General features: G+C 58.5%; 19 protein-coding genes and 1 pseudogene. 17 read left to right on the top strand and 3 right to left on the bottom strand.

Going from position 1 to position 18,803, the window contains the following annotated elements:
• Positions 1-28: 28 nt before the first annotated feature.
• From ACYZTL_RS01635 to ACYZTL_RS01645, 3 genes are all read left to right on the top strand, one after another.
• Positions 29-589: an NADPH-dependent FMN reductase gene (locus ACYZTL_RS01635; protein ID WP_461950283.1), complete on the top strand. Its 561-nt coding sequence runs from the start codon at positions 29-31 to the stop codon at positions 587-589.
• Positions 590-710: 121 nt separating this feature from the next.
• Entirely contained in the window at positions 711-1,058 is a 348-nt protein-coding gene (locus ACYZTL_RS01640; RefSeq protein WP_461950284.1) for a metalloregulator ArsR/SmtB family transcription factor, read from the top strand.
• Between the two features lie 29 nt (positions 1,059-1,087).
• On the top strand, positions 1,088-2,371 hold the full coding sequence (locus ACYZTL_RS01645; protein WP_461950285.1) for an arsenic transporter: 1,284 nt from the start codon (positions 1,088-1,090) through the stop codon (positions 2,369-2,371).
• Positions 2,372-2,499: 128 nt separating this feature from the next.
• Here ACYZTL_RS01645 and ACYZTL_RS01650 read toward each other — a convergent pair whose 3' ends face one another.
• Positions 2,500-3,450 carry a DUF1853 family protein gene (locus ACYZTL_RS01650; protein WP_461950286.1) on the bottom strand — a complete coding sequence of 317 codons (951 nt, stop codon included), beginning with the start codon at positions 3,448-3,450 and terminating at the stop codon, positions 2,500-2,502.
• A gap of 123 nt (positions 3,451-3,573) precedes the next feature.
• On the opposite strand from ACYZTL_RS01650, the gene ACYZTL_RS01655 reads away from it, so the two are divergent.
• From ACYZTL_RS01655 to pepN, 6 genes are read left to right on the top strand one after another with little or no spacing between them, the layout of a single operon-like run.
• Positions 3,574-4,464: an NAD(+) kinase gene (locus ACYZTL_RS01655; RefSeq protein WP_007988608.1), complete on the top strand. Its 891-nt coding sequence runs from the start codon at positions 3,574-3,576 to the stop codon at positions 4,462-4,464.
• Positions 4,461-5,435 (top strand): metallophosphoesterase, encoded by a 975-nt coding sequence (locus ACYZTL_RS01660; RefSeq protein ID WP_461954237.1) that lies wholly within the window; start codon positions 4,461-4,463, stop codon positions 5,433-5,435. The genes ACYZTL_RS01655 and ACYZTL_RS01660 overlap by 4 nt, the downstream gene beginning before the upstream one ends.
• The gene (locus ACYZTL_RS01665) at positions 5,432-6,313 is read left to right on the top strand and encodes a rhomboid family intramembrane serine protease (protein WP_461950287.1); all 882 of its coding nucleotides are present in this window, start codon (positions 5,432-5,434) and stop codon (positions 6,311-6,313) included. The genes ACYZTL_RS01660 and ACYZTL_RS01665 overlap by 4 nt, the downstream gene beginning before the upstream one ends.
• Positions 6,314-6,335: 22 nt before the next feature.
• Positions 6,336-6,596: a YeaC family protein gene (locus tag ACYZTL_RS01670; protein WP_461950288.1), complete on the top strand. Its 261-nt coding sequence runs from the start codon at positions 6,336-6,338 to the stop codon at positions 6,594-6,596.
• Positions 6,593-7,423 carry a DUF2797 domain-containing protein gene (locus tag ACYZTL_RS01675; protein WP_461950289.1) on the top strand — a complete coding sequence of 277 codons (831 nt, stop codon included), beginning with the start codon at positions 6,593-6,595 and terminating at the stop codon, positions 7,421-7,423. The genes ACYZTL_RS01670 and ACYZTL_RS01675 overlap by 4 nt, the downstream gene beginning before the upstream one ends.
• A gap of 10 nt (positions 7,424-7,433) precedes the next feature.
• Positions 7,434-10,091, top strand: a complete 2,658-nt coding sequence (gene pepN / locus ACYZTL_RS01680) for an aminopeptidase N (RefSeq protein ID WP_461950290.1) — start codon at positions 7,434-7,436, stop codon at positions 10,089-10,091.
• An 81-nt stretch (positions 10,092-10,172) separates the two neighbouring features.
• Here pepN and ACYZTL_RS01685 read toward each other — a convergent pair whose 3' ends face one another.
• A complete protein-coding gene (locus tag ACYZTL_RS01685) occupies positions 10,173-11,483 on the bottom strand; it encodes an ElyC/SanA/YdcF family protein (protein ID WP_461950291.1) in 1,311 nt (436 codons plus the stop codon).
• Between the two features lie 311 nt (positions 11,484-11,794).
• On the opposite strand from ACYZTL_RS01685, the gene ACYZTL_RS01690 reads away from it, so the two are divergent.
• Positions 11,795-12,847 carry a WD40/YVTN/BNR-like repeat-containing protein gene (locus tag ACYZTL_RS01690; RefSeq protein ID WP_461950292.1) on the top strand — a complete coding sequence of 351 codons (1,053 nt, stop codon included), beginning with the start codon at positions 11,795-11,797 and terminating at the stop codon, positions 12,845-12,847.
• 25 nt (positions 12,848-12,872) lie between these two features.
• On the top strand, positions 12,873-15,248 hold the full coding sequence (locus ACYZTL_RS01695; RefSeq protein ID WP_461950293.1) for an efflux RND transporter permease subunit: 2,376 nt from the start codon (positions 12,873-12,875) through the stop codon (positions 15,246-15,248).
• Positions 15,249-15,420: 172 nt separating this feature from the next.
• Here the strand turns inward: ACYZTL_RS01695 and ACYZTL_RS01700 are convergent, their stop codons facing one another.
• Complete coding sequence (locus ACYZTL_RS01700; protein WP_461950294.1) at positions 15,421-16,140, bottom strand: FadR/GntR family transcriptional regulator; 720 nt, start codon at positions 16,138-16,140, stop codon at positions 15,421-15,423.
• Between the two features lie 177 nt (positions 16,141-16,317).
• On the opposite strand from ACYZTL_RS01700, the gene ACYZTL_RS01705 reads away from it, so the two are divergent.
• From ACYZTL_RS01705 to ACYZTL_RS01730, 6 genes and pseudogenes are all read left to right on the top strand, one after another.
• The gene (locus ACYZTL_RS01705) at positions 16,318-16,617 is read left to right on the top strand and encodes a DUF5629 family protein (protein WP_461950295.1); all 300 of its coding nucleotides are present in this window, start codon (positions 16,318-16,320) and stop codon (positions 16,615-16,617) included.
• Positions 16,618-16,662: 45 nt separating this feature from the next.
• A pseudogene (locus tag ACYZTL_RS01710) lies at positions 16,663-17,457 on the top strand (lactonase family protein); the annotation flags it as partial.
• A gap of 155 nt (positions 17,458-17,612) precedes the next feature.
• Entirely contained in the window at positions 17,613-17,792 is a 180-nt protein-coding gene (locus ACYZTL_RS01715; RefSeq protein WP_031318838.1) for a hypothetical protein, read from the top strand.
• A gap of 211 nt (positions 17,793-18,003) precedes the next feature.
• Complete coding sequence (locus ACYZTL_RS01720; protein WP_461950296.1) at positions 18,004-18,129, top strand: hypothetical protein; 126 nt, start codon at positions 18,004-18,006, stop codon at positions 18,127-18,129.
• 115 nt (positions 18,130-18,244) lie between these two features.
• Positions 18,245-18,457 (top strand): hypothetical protein, encoded by a 213-nt coding sequence (locus ACYZTL_RS01725; protein ID WP_461950297.1) that lies wholly within the window; start codon positions 18,245-18,247, stop codon positions 18,455-18,457.
• Complete coding sequence (locus tag ACYZTL_RS01730; protein WP_461950298.1) at positions 18,454-18,711, top strand: hypothetical protein; 258 nt, start codon at positions 18,454-18,456, stop codon at positions 18,709-18,711. Before ACYZTL_RS01725 ends, ACYZTL_RS01730 begins: the two co-directional genes overlap by 4 nt.
• Positions 18,712-18,803: the final 92 nt, after the last annotated feature.

Genomic DNA, 18,803 nt, shown 5'->3' on the forward strand with positions numbered 1-18,803 from the left:
TCTTTCATCGGACAGTCGAGAATCTTCCATGAGCAACGTCTATACGATCGCCGTTCTGGTCGGCAGCTTGAGAAAGGAATCGATCAATCGCAAGGTCGCGTTGGCCCTGGCCGATCTTGCACCTGCGAATCTCAAACTGAAAATCATCGAAATTGGCGACTTGCCGCTGTACAACGAAGACATCGATGGCACTTCACCGCCGGCAGCCTACAGCACTTTCCGACAACAAGTGAGTTCATCCGACGCGTTGCTGTTCGTCACCCCGGAATACAACCGTTCGGTACCGGCGCCCCTGAAGAATGCGATCGACGTCGGCTCGCGGCCCTATGGCAAGAGTGCCTGGGGTGGCAAGCCCGGGGCGGTGATCAGCGTTTCACCGGGGGCGATCGGCGGATTTGGCGCCAACCACCATCTGCGCCAGTCCATGGTGTTTCTCGATGTGCCCTGCATGCAACAACCGGAATCCTACCTGAGCGGCGCCGGTTCGGCCTTCGATGAGGCGGGCAAACTGTCCGAGGCGGTGAAGCCGTTTTTGCAAAAATTCATCAATGCTTATGGCGAGTGGGTCGAGCAGCACAAAAAGGTTTGACTGTAGCAGCAGCCTCGCAAGCTCGGCGCGGCTACATAAAACAGTGTTTTCCAGACTTCGCTTTACTGAATATTCGAAATTCCATATATTCACGCCTCGTTTGCTCCGAGGCGTTCCCCGCATGTTCGACTCCCACAGTCCCGTCGATATTTTCAAGGCCCTGGCCGATGACACCCGCAGTCGAATCGCCCTGTTGATCGCCCGCGAAGGCGAGTTGTGCGTGTGCGAGTTGACTGCAGGGCTGGACTTGAGCCAGCCGAAGATCTCTCGCCATCTGGCGCTCTTGCGCAGCAATGGCCTGTTGGCGGACCGGCGCCAGGGGCAGTGGGTGTTTTATCGTCTGCACCCGGAGTTAGCGCCTTGGGTCATCTCGCTGTTGCAGGGCGCGTTAGCGGATCACGGCGAATGGCTCGCCGATGACGTCGCTCGTTTGCAGGTCATGGCTGATCGCCCGGTACGTTGCTGCTAATTCCTGATTTCTGTTGAAGGCTGCTTTGCATGCTCATTGCGTCGTTGATTTTCCTGCTGACCATTACTCTGGTGATCTGGCAACCCAAAGGCCTCGGTGTCGGCTGGAGCGCGGTGTTCGGCGCCGTGCTGGCGCTGGTTTTCGGGGTGGTGCACCTGAGCGATATCCCGCTGGTGTGGCAGATCATCTGGAACGCCACCGGCACCTTTGTCGCGCTGATCATCATCAGCCTGTTGCTGGACGAGGCAGGGTTCTTTGCCTGGGCGGCGCTGCATGTTGCGCGTTGGGGCCGTGGCAGTGGGCGCAAGTTGTTTGCCTACATGGTGCTGCTTGGCGCGCTGGTCTCGGCGCTGTTTGCCAATGACGGCGCTGCGCTGATCCTCACGCCTATCGTGATTTCCATGTTGCTGGCGCTGCGTTTTTCGCCGGCGGCGACCCTGGCGTTCGTGATGGGCGCCGGGTTCATCGCCGACACTGCGAGCCTGCCACTGGTGGTGTCGAACCTGGTGAACATCGTTTCCGCCGACTTCTTCCACATCACCTTCAATCGCTACGCGGCGGTGATGATCCCGGTCAATCTGGTCAGCGTCGGGGCGACGCTGGTGGTGTTGATGTGGTTCTTCCGGCGCGACATTCCCAAGGATTACGATCCCGAGCAACTGGCGCATCCGGCCAGCGCGATCCACGACAAGGCGACTTTTTTCGCGGGCTGGGCGGTGTTGCTGATCCTGTTGCTCGGCTGTTTTGCGCTGGAACCGCTGGGCATTCCCATCAGTGCCATTTCGGCGGTGTGCGCGGCGTTGTTGCTGGCCATTGCTGCCCGAGGTCACAAGATTTCCACGCGCAAGGTGATGAAAGAAGCGCCGTGGCAGATCGTGATTTTCTCGCTGGGCATGTATCTGGTGGTCTACGGGCTGCGCAACGCCGGACTCACCGGGTATCTGGCGGGTTGGCTGGACGGCTTCGCCGGTTACGGCGTCTGGGGCGCAGCGATGGGCACTGGGGTGCTGACCGCGTTGCTGTCGTCGATGATGAACAATATGCCGACGGTGCTGATTGGATTGCTGTCGATTGATGCCAGCCAGGCAACAGGTGTGGTGAAGGAGGCGATGATCTACGCCAACGTCATTGGCAGCGACCTGGGGCCGAAGATTACGCCGATTGGCAGTCTGGCGACGTTGTTGTGGCTGCATGTGCTGGAGCGCAAGAGTATCCGGATCGGGTGGGGGTATTACTTCAAGGTTGGGATTGTGTTGACGGTGCCGGTGTTGCTGGTGACGTTGGCGGCGTTGGCTGTGCGGTTGTCCATTTAGACCAAGTTGGCCCATTCGCGGGCAAGCCCGCTCCCACAGGTTTTGTGCCGTTCGCCAGTTTTGCATCCAACATAAATTTTGTGGGAGCGGGCTTGCCCGCGATGAGGCCGGGCCAGACAACCACAAACTCAACCACTGCCCGGCACATTCGGCCAAAGATCCGCCACCAGAAACAACCGCTCCGCTTCCTCCCAATCCCCCTCGGCATTCTCGATCAACCGCACCAGCAACTGCGCCGGTGCCAGCGGTTCCAGATCGCTGAGCCAGGCTTCCAGCTGTTCCGTGTTCCAGGCCTGCTCCACCGGATAATGTGCCGGAGCCAGCCAGGCATGACGGGGCAGGGGCTGCCAGCGCCCGAACGGACGCTGTGCGACAAAATCCTTCCAGTCCTTTTGATGCAGCCAGCTTCCGCGTAAATGTTGCGGATGTGCGCCGTCCGGTGACTGGGACTGCCCCGGCCACGGATACAACAAATACCCACCCAGCCACAAATGCGCGCTGAACTGCTGGATATCCAGCGCCGCCAGAACTTCACGGCTCTCCGGCCGGGCGGAAATCGGCAACTGATGCTGACTCAAGTGCGCCAGTTTGCGGTCCAGTCGATCATGGCAGCCCGGGCCTAACCAGTGCGCCGTGTCGTGCCCATTGCCCTCTTGCGGGCCGAGGTAAAGCTTGATCGCCAGTTCCAGGTGATGCACGCCGTCGCGATCACGCAGCAGCATGTCCAGCTCGCCCAGCGTGTGACCCTCGCGGCGGATCGGCATATTAGCGGCAATCAGATCGATGCCCGGCGCATGGCGCACGGCGTATTGCCACAGCCGTTCGTAGTACAGACCCAGACGCCGGGTCCGGGCCTGGGCCAGCCAGTGCAGCAGGTCATAACTGTCGCGATCCAGTTGCCGCAGCCAAAGTTCCAGCCGTTCCGGCGCCTGCACCCAGTCACTGCCGGCCAGCGGATGACGTTGCGGCCACGGCGTGACCTCGAGCATCGGCGGCGCGAGGATGACCCACGCCAAATCGCGCACCTCAGGGTGGCGCAACTGGTGGGGTAACTGCAGCAAATCGGGAAATAGGATCATCTTGCGAGCATAGCCCTAAACATGAGTACACCCTTGTCGCTGAAAGGATTTTGTCTATCCCGCGCTTTCGCCCATAATCGTGTTTTTCGCCGTCGCAGGCCCCCGCGTCCCAATAGGAGCCCCATGGAGCAATTTCGTAATATCGGCATCATCGGTCGCCTGGGCAGTTCGCAGGTGCTGGATACCGTCCGCCGACTGAAACGGTTTCTGCTCGATCGTCATCTGCACGTGATCCTCGAAGACACCATCGCCGAAGTGCTGCCGGGTCATGGCTTGCAAACCTCGTCGCGCAAGATGCTAGGCGAAGTGTGTGACATGGTGATTGTGGTCGGCGGTGACGGCAGCCTGCTCGGCGCCGCGCGCGCACTGGCCCGACACAATATTCCGGTGCTCGGGATCAACCGGGGCAGCCTGGGTTTCCTGACCGATATCCGCCCGGACGAGCTCGAAGTCAAAGTCGCCGAAGTGCTCGACGGCCACTACCTGGTGGAAAACCGCTTCCTGCTGCAGGCCGAAGTCCGGCGCCATGCCGAGGCCATTGGCCAGGGCGATGCACTGAACGACGTGGTACTGCACCCCGGCAAATCGACGCGGATGATCGAGTTCGAGCTGTACATCGACGGCCAGTTCGTCTGCAGCCAGAAGGCCGACGGCCTGATCGTCGCCACGCCGACCGGTTCGACCGCTTACGCACTGTCGGCGGGCGGCCCGATCATGCACCCCAAGCTCGACGCTATTGTGATTGTGCCGATGTACCCCCATACCTTGTCGGGCCGGCCGATTGTGGTCGATGGCAACAGTGAGCTGAAAATCGTCGTGTCCAAGGATATGCAGATCTACCCGCAAGTCTCCTGTGACGGGCAGAACCACTTCACCTGCGCGCCAGGTGACACCATCACCGTCAGCAAGAAAGCACAGAAGCTGCGGCTGATTCACCCGCTCGACCACAACTACTATGAGGTCTGCCGAACCAAGCTCGGCTGGGGAAGCAAGTTGGGGGGTGGAGGCGACTGATGCTCGATCCCGCGCGAAGTTACGACCTGATCGGTGACGTGCACGGATGCGCTCTGACCCTTGAGCACTTGCTCGACCGGCTCGGTTACCGCAAACAAGGTGGTGTCTGGCGGCATGCGTCGCGCATGGCGGTGTTCGTCGGTGACATCATCGACCGTGGCCCGCGGATTCGCGAGGCGCTGCACATCGTTCATGACATGGTCGAGGCTGGCCAGGCGCTGTGCATCATGGGCAACCACGAATTCAACGCACTCGGCTGGAGCACGCCGGCGCCGCCGGGCAGCGGCAAGCAGTTCGTCCGTGAACATACCCCGCGTCATGCGCGCCTGCTGGGTGAAACCCTGACCCAGTTTGAAGATCACCCCGGCGACTGGCATGCCTTCCAGCAATGGTTCTACGAATTGCCGCTGTTTCTGGATGCCGGGCGTTTCCGCGTGGTGCATGCCTGTTGGGACTCGGGCCTGATCGAGCCGTTGCGCGCGCTGTTTCCCGACGGTTGCGTCGATGAACATTTCCTCCAGGCCTCCGCGGTGCCGGGCAGTTTCGCCTGCACCGTGTTCGACCGCTTGCTGCGTGGCACCGACATGCGTTTGCCCCACGGTTTGACCATGACCAGCGGCGATGGCCTGACGCGCTCGTTCTTCCGCACCAAGTTCTGGGAAGACGACCCGCAAACCTACGGAGACATCGTGTTCCAGCCTGACGCCTTACCGGAACCCGTGGCCCGAACGCCGCTGTCTTCCACCGAAAAAGACACCTTGCTGCGCTATGGCGTTGACGAGCCCCTGCTGTTCGTCGGCCACTACTGGCGCAGCGGTAAACCGGCGCCGATCCGCCCGAACCTGGCCTGCCTGGATTACAGCGCGGTGCTCTACGGCAAGCTGGTTGCCTATCGCCTGGACCAGGAAACCCGGCTCGATCCGCACAAGTTTGTCTGGGTCGATGTTGAACGGCCGGAGATGCTGCGATGAGTGCCGTTGCTGTATTGCGCCTGCCGCTGGCGGTGGATCTGAGCGGGTTCGTCAAACTGCTGCAACGCATGCAGGTGCCGCATCGGGTCAGCGAAGAGCAGGGCGAGCAGGTGCTGTGGGTGCCCGCCAATATCAGTGAAGACGTGCGTGCATTGTACGAGCGTTTCCCGGCAGGTGATCCCGATCAGCAACTGGACATTCCGGTGGCGAAAACCACAAAGCGTCCTGGTTTCGTCGAGCAATTGCGCCACGCCAAAGCGACTGCACTGGTGCTGCTGCTGAGCCTGATCGTCGGCGCGGTGACGCTGCTGGGCGAAAACCTCGACACGATGCGCTGGTTCACCTTCCTCGATTTTCGGGTGGTTGGCGAGTACATCCATTTCACGCCACTGGCCGACAGCCTGGCGGCGGGGCAGTGGTGGCGCCTGGTGACGCCTATGCTGATCCACTTCGGTTTCCTGCACCTGGCCATGAACGGCATGTGGTATTGGGAGCTGGGGCGGCGCATCGAGTCGCGCCAGGGCAGCATCAACCTGATCGGCCTGACCTCGCTGTTCGCCCTCGTGTCGAACTACGCCCAGTTTTACTTCAGCGGCCCGACCTTGTTTGGCGGGTTGTCCGGTGTGCTGTACGGACTGCTCGGGCATTGCTGGATCTTCCAGGTTCTGTCGCCGAACCAGGCTTATCGCCTGCCGCGCGGTGTGCTGGTGATGATGCTGGTGTGGCTGCTGCTGTGCCTGTCCGGGCTGGTCTCGATGATCGGCTTCGGTGAAATTGCCAACGCCGCCCACGTCGGCGGGTTGCTCGTCGGATGCTTGACCGGTTTGTTGGGCGGTTTGTACAACCGCCGTAAACTGGCCGTCCAGAATCGTATGTGAATTAAAGAGCGCGGAGACCTTGATGTCCTCTTTTAACGAAATGATCAAAAACATCACCCCGGATATCTACCGGAGCCTGAAACTGGCGGTGGAAATCGGCAAATGGTCGGACGGTGGCAAACTCACCGCCGAGCAACGCGAACTGTCGCTGCAAGCGATGATCGCCTGGGAAATCCAGAACCTTCCCGAAGAAGAGCGCACTGGCTATATGGGCCCGCAGGAGTGCAGCTCCAAGTCGATCACCGTACCGAATATCCTGTTCAAGTCGGATGCCATCCATTGATCGAGATTGGCCGCGGTGCAATCAGTAAAATGTCGACACGCCTGGACGGGTCCGACGTGCAGTACGCGTTTCGTCTGGGCGAAGTCGAGGTGCCGGTCAATCCGTTGATCGGCTCTACGATTCGTCTGGAATACCTGGGGGCGATCCACTGCTCCCATTGCGGGCGCAAGACCAAAACCAGTTTCAGCCAGGGTTACTGCTACCCGTGCATGACCAAACTGGCGCAGTGCGATATCTGCATCATGAGCCCGGAGCGTTGCCATTACGACGCCGGCACCTGCCGTGAACCGGAGTGGGGCGAGAAGTTCTGCATGACCGATCACATTGTATATCTGTCGAACTCGTCCGGGGTGAAAGTCGGGATTACCCGCGCCACCCAGTTGCCGACCCGCTGGATCGACCAGGGCGCCCGTCAGGCGTTGCCGATCATGCGTGTTTCGACCCGCCAGCAGTCGGGCTTCGTCGAAGACCTGTTCCGCAGTCAGGTCGCGGACAAGACCAACTGGCGTGCTTTACTCAAGGGCGAAGCGGTTTCGGTGGATCTGGCAGCGGTTCGCGATCAGCTGTTTGAAAGCTGCGCCGAAGGCCTGCAAAACTTGCAGGAACGATTTGGCCTGCAAGCCATCCAGACCATTGCCGACGTGGAACCGCTGGAAATCCGCTATCCGGTAGAGCAATACCCGGCCAAGATCGTCAGCTTCAACCTGGACAAAAACCCGATTGCCGAAGGCACGCTGCTGGGAATCAAGGGCCAGTACCTGATTTTCGACACCGGCGTGATCAATATTCGAAAATACACGGCTTATCAGCTCGCCGTGCATCAGTAAGGACTCCAGCATGCGCACCGAACAACCGAAGATGATCTATTTGAAAGACTATCAGGCGCCCGAGTACCTGATCGACGAAACGCACCTGACCTTCGAGTTGTTCGAGGACCACAGCCTGGTCCATGCGCAACTGGTGATGCGCCGTAACCCTGATCGCGGTCCGGGCCTGCCGCCGTTGGTACTCGATGGTCAGCAGCTCGAATTGCTGTCGGTCACTTTGGCTGATCGCGACCTGAGTGATGCTGATTACCAACTGACCGAGAATCACCTGACCCTGCACCCGACCAGCACGACGTTTACGGTCGATACCAGCGTCAAGATCCACCCGGAAACCAACACCGCGCTGGAGGGCCTGTACAAATCCAGCGGCATGTTCTGCACCCAGTGCGAGGCCGAAGGTTTCCGCAAGATCACCTATTACCTCGACCGCCCGGACGTGATGAGCAAGTTCACCACCACGGTGGTCGCCGAGCAGCACAGCTATCCGGTGCTGCTGTCCAACGGCAACCCGATTGCCAGCGGTCCGGGCGAAGACGGCCGCCATTGGGCGACGTGGGAAGACCCGTTCATGAAACCGGCGTACCTGTTTGCGCTGGTGGCCGGTGACTTGTGGTGCGTCGAAGACACCTTCACCACCATGACCGAGCGCTCCGTAGCGCTGCGCATTTATGTCGAGCCGGAAAACATCGACAAGTGCCAGCACGCCATGAACAGTCTGAAGAAGTCGATGCGCTGGGACGAAGAAGTCTACGGTCGCGAGTACGATCTGGACATCTTCATGATCGTTGCGGTCAACGACTTCAACATGGGCGCCATGGAGAACAAGGGTCTCAACATCTTCAACTCCAGCGCCGTGCTGGCCCGCGCCGAAACCGCGACCGACGCCGCGCACCAGCGAGTCGAAGCGATCGTTGCCCACGAATACTTCCACAATTGGTCGGGTAACCGCGTGACCTGCCGCGACTGGTTCCAATTGTCGCTGAAGGAAGGCTTTACCGTGTTCCGTGATTCGGGCTTCTCCGCCGACATGAACTCGGCCACCGTGAAGCGCATTCAGGACGTGGCTTACTTGCGCACCCATCAGTTCGCCGAAGACGCTGGCCCGATGGCACACGCCGTACGCCCGGACAGCTTCATCGAAATCTCCAACTTCTACACCCTGACCGTGTACGAAAAGGGCTCGGAAGTGGTCGGCATGATCCACACTTTGCTCGGCGCCGAAGGGTTCCGCAAAGGCAGTGACCTGTACTTCGAACGCCATGATGGCCAGGCCGTGACCTGTGATGACTTCATCAAAGCCATGGAAGATGCCAATGGTGTCGACCTGACCCAGTTCAAACGCTGGTACAGCCAGGCCGGTACACCGCGATTGGCTGTGAGTGAGTCCTACGACGCCGCCGCGAAAACCTACAGCCTGACGTTCCGCCAAAGCTGCCCGGCCACCCCGGACAAGGTTGAAAAACTGCCGTTCGTTATTCCTGTCGAGTTGGGCCTGCTGGACTCCAAAGGCGCGGCCATTGCCTTGCGTCTTTCCGGTGAAGCCAGCGCTCAGGGCACTTCGCGGGTGATTTCGGTGACTGAGGCCGAGCAGACCTTCACCTTCGTCGACATTGCTGAACAGCCTTTGCCTTCGTTGCTGCGCGGCTTCTCGGCACCGGTGAAATTGAGCTTCCCGTACAACCGTGATCAGCTGATGTTCCTGATGCAGCACGACAGCGACGGCTTCAATCGCTGGGATGCCGGTCAGCAATTGTCGGTTCAAGTGCTGCAAGAACTGATCGCTCAGCAGCAGAAGGGCGAGACGCTGGTGCTGGATCAGCGTCTGGTTTCTGCCTTGCGCACTGTGCTGTCGGACGAGACGCTGGATCAGGCGATGGTTGCCGAAATGCTCTCGCTGCCTGGTGAGGCATATCTGACAGAAATCAGCGAAGTGGCTGACGTCGATGCCATCCATATCGCTCGCGAGTTTGCCCGCAAGCAATTGGCGGACGGTTTGTTCGAGGCGTTGTGGCTGCGTTACCAGGCCAATCGTGATCTGTCGAAACAAACCCCATACGTGGCCGAGGCCGAGCACTTTGCTCGTCGCGCGTTGCAGAACATTGCGCTGTCGTACCTGATGTTGAGCGGCAAGCCGGAAGTCCTGGCGACCACGCTTGAGCAGTTCGAGACCAGCGACAACATGACCGAGCGTCTGACGGCATTGGCCGTGTTGGTCAATTCGCCATTTGAAGAAGAGAAGGCCAGGGCGCTGGCGAGTTTTGCCGAACACTTCAAGGACAACCCGCTGGTCATGGATCAGTGGTTCAGCGTTCAGGCGGGCAGCACGTTGCCGGGTGGGCTGGAGCGTGTGCGTCAGTTGATGCAGCATCCGGCGTTCAATATCAAGAACCCGAACAAGGTGCGGGCGCTGGTTGGTGCGTTTGCCGGGCAGAACCTGATCAACTTCCATGCGGCGGATGGTTCCGGGTATCGCTTCCTCGCGGATCTGGTCATCGAGTTGAACGGCTTCAACCCGCAGATCGCTTCGCGGCAACTGGCGCCGCTGACGCGCTGGCGCAAATACGACGATGCTCGTCAGGCATTGATGAAAGGTGAGCTGGAGCGGATTCGTGCTTCGGGTCAGCTGTCCAGCGATGTGTTTGAAGTGGTCAGCAAAAGTCTGGCGTGATGCTTGTGTGAGCGAGTTTGTTCGCAAAGGCTGCTGAAACTGAAATGCCCGTATCTTTCGATACGGGCATTTTTTTATGGCTTATACGGTGTCGCGAGTGAAGGTGAGTTCCAGAGGATTGAAGAGAGACCTGAAAAAGTCGTCGACTTTACGTACGGCGGTCTTGTCATCCAGGGTCAACTGCCCCGACTTGAATCGCTCAATCATGTGCGGGTCAATTGTTCGTATGGCGCTGACAACCTCTTCATTGTCAGCAGCATCTTTCGGGTTGTCCGCCGTCAACTTTTCAGCGAACGTAGCCAGGCAGTTCTGAGCCGAGGAGAAAAACGTGTCAGGGTAGACGCTCGCATCACTCGGTAGGTACTGGGTATTGAACAGATAATTCAGCGTGGTAGAAAACTCTCGAATAATTGCCAGATTATCAGCGAGCGAGGTGTATTTAGCCTCGTCACAGAACGGGAATGATTCAATCTGAAATGGCGTTTCGCTGTTTACCTTGAGTTGCTGAGCGTAGGTATAGGTTTGTCGAAAGACCGCGGCGGGCGTACCACTGACAACCACCGTGCCCAGTGGCTTTCCATCTTTAATGTCACGGTTAATGATGTCGGCGACGTTAATCGCATTCTGGCCGCTGTTGGTCGAGAACGGGTCAACGATGATCCGCTGTGGGTCGATGCCTTTTTCCATCAACAGTTCTTTGAAGCGGTCACCCTCGGTTTTGTTGGTCGCGATGGCGTGACGATCCGTCGTGCCGTGGCCACCGAATCCACTGGTAATAAAATTGATGTGCTTGCTGTCCGCGAGTTTTTCAGCGATGAACGAGACGTAGGTTTCGTCGTTGTTGCCGTTCAGGACGATGTAGCAATCCGGTCTGTCATGTTGCTTTAGCCACTGGTCCACGCTGCATGTAGCCGGGGTGGAGGATGTGATGTTGCTTCTATCTACGACCAAACCAACCGGACCGGCAAGTATGGATAGACGATCGTTGGCAGCTTCACTCAAGCTGGACTGAATGCGCGTGGCGAGTTCTATGCGCGGCGAGGTGCTTTCCGGTTTGTGTTCTGCGAGCTCATATCCCTCTTTTATCAGGTTGTGCATGGTCAGCGCGGTGTTCAGATTGTTTTTTACGTTAGCCTTGATCTGTTCGGACGACAAAATCGTAGTGGTAGTGGTGCTTGAATAAGAGCGCGGTACGGTGTCAAAGAACTGAGACGTCTTGATGAAACCTTTTGAAGTAGCGAACTCGGCTTGTCTGTTTTCTTTGCTCAGCACGAATTCAGCTTTACCTTGGCAAACAGTTTCCAGCTCTTTTGAAGTCGGCGTCGAAGCCTGGGTGTGGGTGTTGATTTGAAGAGACGGGCTGGATAAGGAGCCGCTTATTAAATGAATCATTACTTGTCTTCGTCGAGAGTAAATTCTGACTCTAGAGAACTGGCAGGTTGATAACTCACAAAAACCGCTCACCACCATCATCCTGCGGAATGCCCGGTTATTCACCCCAGGCGCATCGACCCCAGGTTAACAAAAGATAACGTGGCGTCGATTGTCAGACCTTTCAAAACCCCGATAGGATAAGCCAGCTTCCGAAGGGGCTCTGGATTGCGGGTTTCAGGACTATGCTCCGAACCATTCAATCCCGATGAGCAACCCTAACGGCGCCCTGAAAGGTCGAACGACCTAACAATAAAAATGGGGGAAGGTCTATGAGTGAGCCTGTCATGGGTGTGGGTATCTGCCGCCCGCCGGCACTGCGCAAATTAGCGTTGCTGGCTACAGCGCTCTCGCTGTTGGGCTGTGCCGTGTTGTCGGCACCTGTCCTGGCCGCCGCGGCGCCGGCATCTGACGTTATCTATTCCGTTGAATCCGCCAAGGCCAGCAAAAGCCTGATGCTCGACGTCGTGCACGCCGGCAAGCGCCTGGTGGCGGTCGGCGATCGCGGGCACATTCTGTATTCCGATGACCAGGGCGCGACTTGGACCCAGGCCAAGGTGCCGACCCGGCAACTGTTGACCTCGGTCTATTTTGTCGACGACAAACATGGCTGGGCTGTCGGCCATGACGCACAGATCCTCGCCAGTGAGGATGGCGGCGTCACCTGGACCAAGCAATTCGAAGATCTGAAACGCGAATCGCCGCTGCTTGACGTCTGGTTCCAGGACGCCAACAGCGGCTTTGCCGTGGGCGCTTACGGCGCGCTGCTGGCCACCACCGACGGCGGCAAAAACTGGGAAGACGCCAGCGATCGCCTCGATAACGAAGACCAGTACCACCTCAACGGCATTGCCGCGGTCAAGGATGCCGGCCTGTTCATCGTCGGCGAGCAGGGCAGCATGTTCCGCTCCGCCGACTGGGGCCAGACCTGGGAAAAGCTTGAAGGCCCATACGAAGGTTCGCTGTTCGGCGTGATCGGCACCGCTCAAGCCAACACGCTGCTGGCCTACGGTCTGCGCGGCAACCTGTTTCGCTCCACCGACTTCGGCAGCACCTGGGAACCGGTCGAGCTGAAAGCGACCCGCGGCACACTGGAGTTCGGTCTGTCCGGCGCGACGCTGCTCGACGACGGTTCCATCGTGATCGTCGGCAACGGTGGCAGCGTGATCCGCAGCAACGACAACGGCGAAACCTTCAGCGTGTTCAACCGCCCGGATCGCATTTCCGTGGCGGCGGTGACTGCAGCGGGCAACGGCAATCTGATTCTGGCGGGACAGGGCGGCGTTCGCGCTACTTCGCCAACCGGCTCAGAGCTGGGCAAATAATAAGAAGGGCGGAGCTATGACATCCATGACAAGCCATCACCAAGACAAGGCGACGTTTCTTGAGCGTCTGATTTTCAACAACCGCCCGGCAGTGATATTCATCTGCCTGCTGGTCAGTGTTTTCCTGTTCTGGCAGGCGACGCTGATCCGGCCGTCCACCAGTTTCGAAAAAATGATCCCGCTCGAGCATCCGTTCATTCAAAAGATGATGGAGCACCGCAACGATCTGGCGAACCTGGGCAACACCGTGCGGATCTCGGTTGAAGCCACCGACGGCGACATCTTCTCCAAGGAGTACATGGAGACCCTGCGCCAGATCAACGACGAGGTGTTCTACATCTCCGGCGTCGACCGTTCCGGCCTCAAGTCGCTGTGGAGTCCGAGCGTACGCTGGACCGAGGTGACGGAGGAGGGCTTCGCCGGTGGTGAAGTGATCCCGCAGAGCTACAACGGCTCCCAGCAAAGCCTCGACCTGCTGCGCAATAACGTGCTCAAGTCCGGGCAGGTCGGGCGTCTGGTGGCCAACGACTTCAAGTCGAGCATCGTCGATATCCCGCTGCTGGAGTCCTACCCGGACCCGCAGGACCAGGGCACGTTGCTGGCGCTGGACTACCGCAAGTTTTCCCACGAGCTGGAAGAAAAGATCCGCGACAAGTTTGAAAAACAAAACCCCAACGTGCAGATCCACATCGTCGGTTTCGCCAAGAAAGTCGGCGACCTGATCGATGGCCTGGTCATGGTGGTGATGTTCTTCGGTGTCGCCTTTGTTATCACCCTGATCCTGCTGTACTGGTTCACCAACTGCATGCGCAGCACCGTGGCGGTATTGAGCACGACGCTGGTGGCGGTGGTCTGGCAGCTCGGGCTGATGCACTTTTTCGGCTTCGGGCTTGATCCGTACTCGATGCTGGTGCCGTTCCTGATCTTCGCCATCGGTATTTCCCATGGCGTGCAGAAGATCAACGGCATCGCCCTGCAGTCAAGCGAGGCCGACAACGCGCTGACCGCCGCGCGGCGCACCTTCCGCCAGCTGTTCCTGCCGGGGATGATCGCGATCCTCGCGGATGCGGTGGGTTTCATCACGTTGCTGATCATCGATATCGGTGTGATCCGCGAGCTGGCCATCGGCGCGTCCATCGGCGTGGCGGTGATCGTGTTCACCAACCTGATTCTGCTGCCGGTGGCGATTTCCTACGTCGGCATCAGTAAACGCGCCGTCGAGCGCAGCAAGAAAGACGCACACCGTGAACACCCGTTCTGGCGCCTGCTGTCGAACTTTGCCAGCCCGAAAGTTGCGCCGGTGTCGATCGTGTTGGCCCTGTTGGCCTTCGGTGGTGGCCTCTGGTACAGCCAGAACCTGAAAATCGGCGACCTCGACCAGGGTGCTCCAGAGCTGCGTCCGGATTCGCGCTACAACAAGGACAACAACTTCATCATCAGCAACTACTCCACCAGTTCTGACGTGTTGGTGGTGATGGTCAAGACCAAGTCCGAAGGCTGCTCGCGCTACGAAGCCATGGCGCCGATCGACGAGCTGATGTGGAAGATGCAGAACACCGAGGGCGTTCAATCGGCGATTTCCCTGGTGACCGTGTCCAAGCAGATGATCAAGGGCATGAACGAGGGCAACCTGAAATGGGAAACCCTGTCACGCAACCCGGACGTGCTGAACAACTCCATCGCCCGGGCTGACGGCCTGTACAACAACAGCTGCTCCCTGGCGCCGGTGCTGGTGTTCCTCAACGATCACAAGGCTGCAACGCTGGATCGCGCAGTGCACGCGGTGCAGGACTTCTCCAAGGAAAACAACAAGGAAGGCCTGGAGTTCATCCTCGCCGCCGGTAACGCCGGCATCGAGGCGGCCACCAACGAGGTGATCAAGCAATCCGAGCTGACCATCCTGATCCTCGTCTACATCTGCGTCGCGACCATGTGCATGATCACCTTCCGTTCGTGGGCGGCGACTTTGTGTATCGTGCTGCCGCTGGTGCTGACCTCGGTGCTCGGTAACGCCCTGATGGCCTTCATGGGCATCGGCGTGAAAGTCGCGACCCTGCCGGTGGTGGCGCTGGGTGTAGGGATTGGCGTGGACTACGGGATTTACATCTACAGCCGACTGGAAAGTTTCCTGCGTGCCGGTCTGCCGTTGCAGGAAGCCTATTACCAGACCTTGAAATCCACGGGTAAAGCCGTGTTGTTCACCGGTCTGTGCCTGGCCATCGGCGTGTGCACCTGGATCTTCTCGGCCATCAAGTTCCAGGCCGACATGGGGCTGATGCTGACCTTCATGCTGCTCTGGAACATGTTCGGTGCGCTGTGGCTGTTGCCAGCACTGGCGCGGTTCCTGATCAAACCGGAGAAACTGGCGGGGCAGAAGGGCAATTCATTGTTTGCTCACTGATCCCTGGCAGAAACTAAAAAGCCGCAACCTCAGGGTGGCGGCTTTTTTACATATGAAGGTCAAAAGATCGCAGCCTTCGGCAGCTCCTACATAGGCCGAGTACATACGCAATTCAGCAGTGCACGCGATCAATGTAGGAGCTGCCGAAGGCTGCGATCTTTTGATTTTGCTTCTATGAAGGATCGCTACCCAACACCACATTCAACGCACTGCGCGCATCATCCAGTTGCACCAGCGTCGCATGCCGTGCGCCCAGCGCATCGCGATTCTCGATCGCCGTGAGAATCGCCTTGTGTCGTGGCAGTGCGAGTTCATGCAGATTCGGACGCTGGTTGGAATGTTTCAACGCTTCGGCAATCGCCACCGACAGCATGTTGCACAGGTTGGCCAACAGATCGTTGTGCGTCGCATCGGCGATCCGGCTGTGGAAATCCAGGTCCGGTTGCAACAGCGCTTCGAGAGTCGGCGCGGCTTCCATGCGTTTGTAGGCTTCACCGATGGAGGCGATGTCCGCGTCGGTGGCGAACTGCGCGGCGAGGGCCGCCGCTGCCGGTTCGATGATGCTGCGCACGCTGGTGAGCAGATCGAAGAATTCATTTTGCGGGCTGCTTTGCATCAACCAGTGCAGAACGTCCGGGTCGAGCATGTGCCATTCCTTGCGCTGCTTCACCACTGTGCCCACCCGCGGACGGGAATACACCAGGCCTTTGGCGACCAGCACACGAGTGGCTTCGCGCAGCACTGGCCGGCTGACCGCGTACTCCTCGCACAACAGAGCTTCGGCGGGCAACTTGTCGTCCGGTTTGAAGCGTCCCGAGACAATCTGCATGCCCAGTTCCTGGACGATGCGCGAATGCATGCTTTTGCGGTCGGAGGGTTTGCGGTAATCCATGGGGAACGGCGCGATCCTGTGCGATGGAGATGCCGCGCATGATAACAGGCGCGGCGCAATCTTGAGGCGGGCATAGATCAAATGTGGGAGCGGGTTGTGATGGAGTTTTGTGGCAGACACTGAGGCACCACCACATTGAGCTATCATTGCGTCTTTCCCTTTCAAAGATTGACTGCCATGACTTCCGCAACCGACACCCTGCTCAGCACCCTCGAACACTGCGACATGGTGGAAATCGACGGGCTGCATGCCTTTGAGTTTTCTCTCGATGAAGACGACAACCTGCACATCGAATGCATGGACGGCCGTGCAGCCAAGCATTGGGAATTCACCCCGGCGCAGATCCAGGCTGCGATCTTTGATCCGACCTTGCAAAGCTGGGTCATCACCGGTGATTCCGGCGAACACCGGCTGGTGTGCATGACCGCGTTTCGCGGTGATGACGACGAGGATGATGATGTGAATAAGGATGCGTAATTTCTGGCCACTGTTGATGGCTGGCAGCGTCGGCGCCATGGGCGTTCAGGCGACGCCGGTCACTTGTTCGTCAGCAACTACTCGGTGGCTGAAGATCCGGGCGGCACCTTGGCCGTGTTGCCGGTGGGCGCCGACGGTACGCTCAAAACCGTGGTGCAGATGAGTAGTCATCCGTCCAGCCGGGTCAATCCCGAGCGGCAGATGTCGGCGCATGTGCATTCGACGGTGTCCTCGCCGGACGGCAAGTTCGTGTTCTCCAATGACCTTGGCGCGGACAAGATCTTTGTCTACCGCTTCGATCCCAAGGCCAATCCGGATCTGCCCTTGACTGCCGCGACACCTGCTTCGGTCCAGTTGCCACCCGGCAGCGGACCCCGGCATTTGCTGTTCAGTGCCGATGGCAAGCACGCCTGGCTGACCATGGAAATGAGCGCGCTGGTTGCTGTGTTCGACTACCAGAACGGCAAGCTTGAGCAAACGCAAATGGTCGATTTGGCAGCCGGGCAACCGACGTCGAATAAAGCGGCCGCGGCGTTGCATGCATCAAAGGATGGCAAGTTCCTCTACGTCAGCAATCGCGGCACTGCCAATCAGTTGCTGGTGTTTGCCATCGACCCAGCCACCGGCCACCTCAAGGAGCTGCAACGTCGTTCGGTGGAAGGTGATCACCCGCGCGAGTTCAGCCTCGACCCGAGTGGCAAGTTCGTGCTGATTGCCAATCAGAAGAGCAACCAGATTGTCGTTGTCGAGCGCGATGCCAAGAGCGGTCTGCTGGGTAAAACCGTGCAGAAACTGCCGATGGATGCCCCGAGCAACCTCAAGTTCCTGGTGCGTCAATAGGCCGCAGGCCCCGGTTGATGGGGCCTGCCTCCTTCTATTAATGACGCTGATATCTGCTAATGCTACAAAAGATTTCAAGGCGTCAGCCTCGACGGTTAAGTTTGCTTCACGGCCCCACCGGGCAAGCAAGCCAACTGACTTCGAGGAATACCGCCATGAACTTCAATCTCTTCTCTGTAATCGCCGCTTCCGCTATCTCGGCCACCGTTGCTCTGCCAGCCAGCGCCAACGTTGAAATCAGCGACAAAAAATCCCACACCCAAAGCTACACCCAGAAGTACCTGCAACAGAGCGCCAACTTCTACGCTGCGCTGGATCACAAAACCCAAGCCTGAAATTTGAGCCCTGCACCCTTTATGCAGGAGCGAAGTCACTTGCGCGGATCAAGCTGAAAAGCTTCGAGAAAGCCTGAGTGATGTCGCTCCTGCATAACGCGTTTGCGACAGCATCATATTGCTATCAATGCATTGCTTGATATCACATGGCCATGAGTTTAAATTTGACGCTGAATTTTTGACTCCTTCTCTTATAAAAAGGATCGACAGCATGGCGATGCGTCTGGCCGTGGTACTTCTGTTCCTCTATTCGACCCCGATCTTATCGGCTGCGACGCCCGTTCCAGGCGAGCCCGACGCTGCGCACGAGCGCATGATGAGTTTTATTGAAGGCTGAAATAGACTGGCTTAATGATTAACAAAGCTGATGGTTACTATGGATAACCCTGAGTGGTTATCACGGCTTTTTTGATCGAATCTGTGGGCATCGAAACATGCCCACGGAGATCACCATGGCCAGCGCCATTCTCACTTCTGCCAAACACGGCGCCTACCTGGCCATCGGTCTTTACGTGGCGCTGGTGTTGGTCGTCAGCCTTTCGGCTCACCCGCAACACGATATCGAAGCACCCATTCAGGTCGCTTATCCCGCCATTCAGTTCGAACACCGCGCACAAGACGCCGTGGTCGATCACGCATTCGTGGCGGGAGTGGCAGGGGCATGAAAGGGGGCAAACTCTGGGTCATCGCCTTTCTGGCGTTCATGACCAATGGCTCATCCCTGTTGGGGATCGGGCAAGCATCGGCAGGTTCCGTGGCTCGCTCCATCGAAGCCAACCACAACCTCGCTCGCAGCATCGAAACCGACAAGGCTATGGGGTTGCTGGCCGGTAATCCGCCGCTCAAACGCCAAGGTGATTTTTTCGGTCCGTTCCAGGTCGATTGCTCGGTGTTAGAAATGTGCGAAGTGTTTGCCTGAATCTCGTAGGAGCTGCCGCAGGCTGCGATCTTTTGATGTTAAAAATGCTGAAGATCAAAAGATCGCAGCCTGCGGCAGCTCCTACAGAGATC

Source organism: Pseudomonas sp. LB3P81 (assembly GCF_054897965.1).

Coding starts and splice junctions, on each gene's coding strand:
- ACYZTL_RS01705 (WP_461950295.1), top strand. CDS start 16,318: ATGACTTCCGCAACCGACACCCTGCTCAGCACCCTCGAACACTGCGAC.
- ACYZTL_RS01670 (WP_461950288.1), top strand. CDS start 6,336: ATGTCCTCTTTTAACGAAATGATCAAAAACATCACCCCGGATATCTAC.
- pepN (WP_461950290.1), top strand. CDS start 7,434: ATGCGCACCGAACAACCGAAGATGATCTATTTGAAAGACTATCAGGCG.
- ACYZTL_RS01725 (WP_461950297.1), top strand. CDS start 18,245: ATGGCCAGCGCCATTCTCACTTCTGCCAAACACGGCGCCTACCTGGCC.
- ACYZTL_RS01635 (WP_461950283.1), top strand. CDS start 29: ATGAGCAACGTCTATACGATCGCCGTTCTGGTCGGCAGCTTGAGAAAG.
- ACYZTL_RS01695 (WP_461950293.1), top strand. CDS start 12,873: ATGACAAGCCATCACCAAGACAAGGCGACGTTTCTTGAGCGTCTGATT.
- ACYZTL_RS01665 (WP_461950287.1), top strand. CDS start 5,432: ATGAGTGCCGTTGCTGTATTGCGCCTGCCGCTGGCGGTGGATCTGAGC.
- ACYZTL_RS01655 (WP_007988608.1), top strand. CDS start 3,574: ATGGAGCAATTTCGTAATATCGGCATCATCGGTCGCCTGGGCAGTTCG.
- ACYZTL_RS01715 (WP_031318838.1), top strand. CDS start 17,613: ATGAACTTCAATCTCTTCTCTGTAATCGCCGCTTCCGCTATCTCGGCC.
- ACYZTL_RS01640 (WP_461950284.1), top strand. CDS start 711: ATGTTCGACTCCCACAGTCCCGTCGATATTTTCAAGGCCCTGGCCGAT.
- ACYZTL_RS01650 (WP_461950286.1), bottom strand. CDS start 3,450: ATGATCCTATTTCCCGATTTGCTGCAGTTACCCCACCAGTTGCGCCAC.
- ACYZTL_RS01645 (WP_461950285.1), top strand. CDS start 1,088: ATGCTCATTGCGTCGTTGATTTTCCTGCTGACCATTACTCTGGTGATC.
- ACYZTL_RS01690 (WP_461950292.1), top strand. CDS start 11,795: ATGAGTGAGCCTGTCATGGGTGTGGGTATCTGCCGCCCGCCGGCACTG.
- ACYZTL_RS01685 (WP_461950291.1), bottom strand. CDS start 11,483: ATGATTCATTTAATAAGCGGCTCCTTATCCAGCCCGTCTCTTCAAATC.
- ACYZTL_RS01700 (WP_461950294.1), bottom strand. CDS start 16,140: ATGGATTACCGCAAACCCTCCGACCGCAAAAGCATGCATTCGCGCATC.
- ACYZTL_RS01730 (WP_461950298.1), top strand. CDS start 18,454: ATGAAAGGGGGCAAACTCTGGGTCATCGCCTTTCTGGCGTTCATGACC.
- ACYZTL_RS01720 (WP_461950296.1), top strand. CDS start 18,004: ATGGCGATGCGTCTGGCCGTGGTACTTCTGTTCCTCTATTCGACCCCG.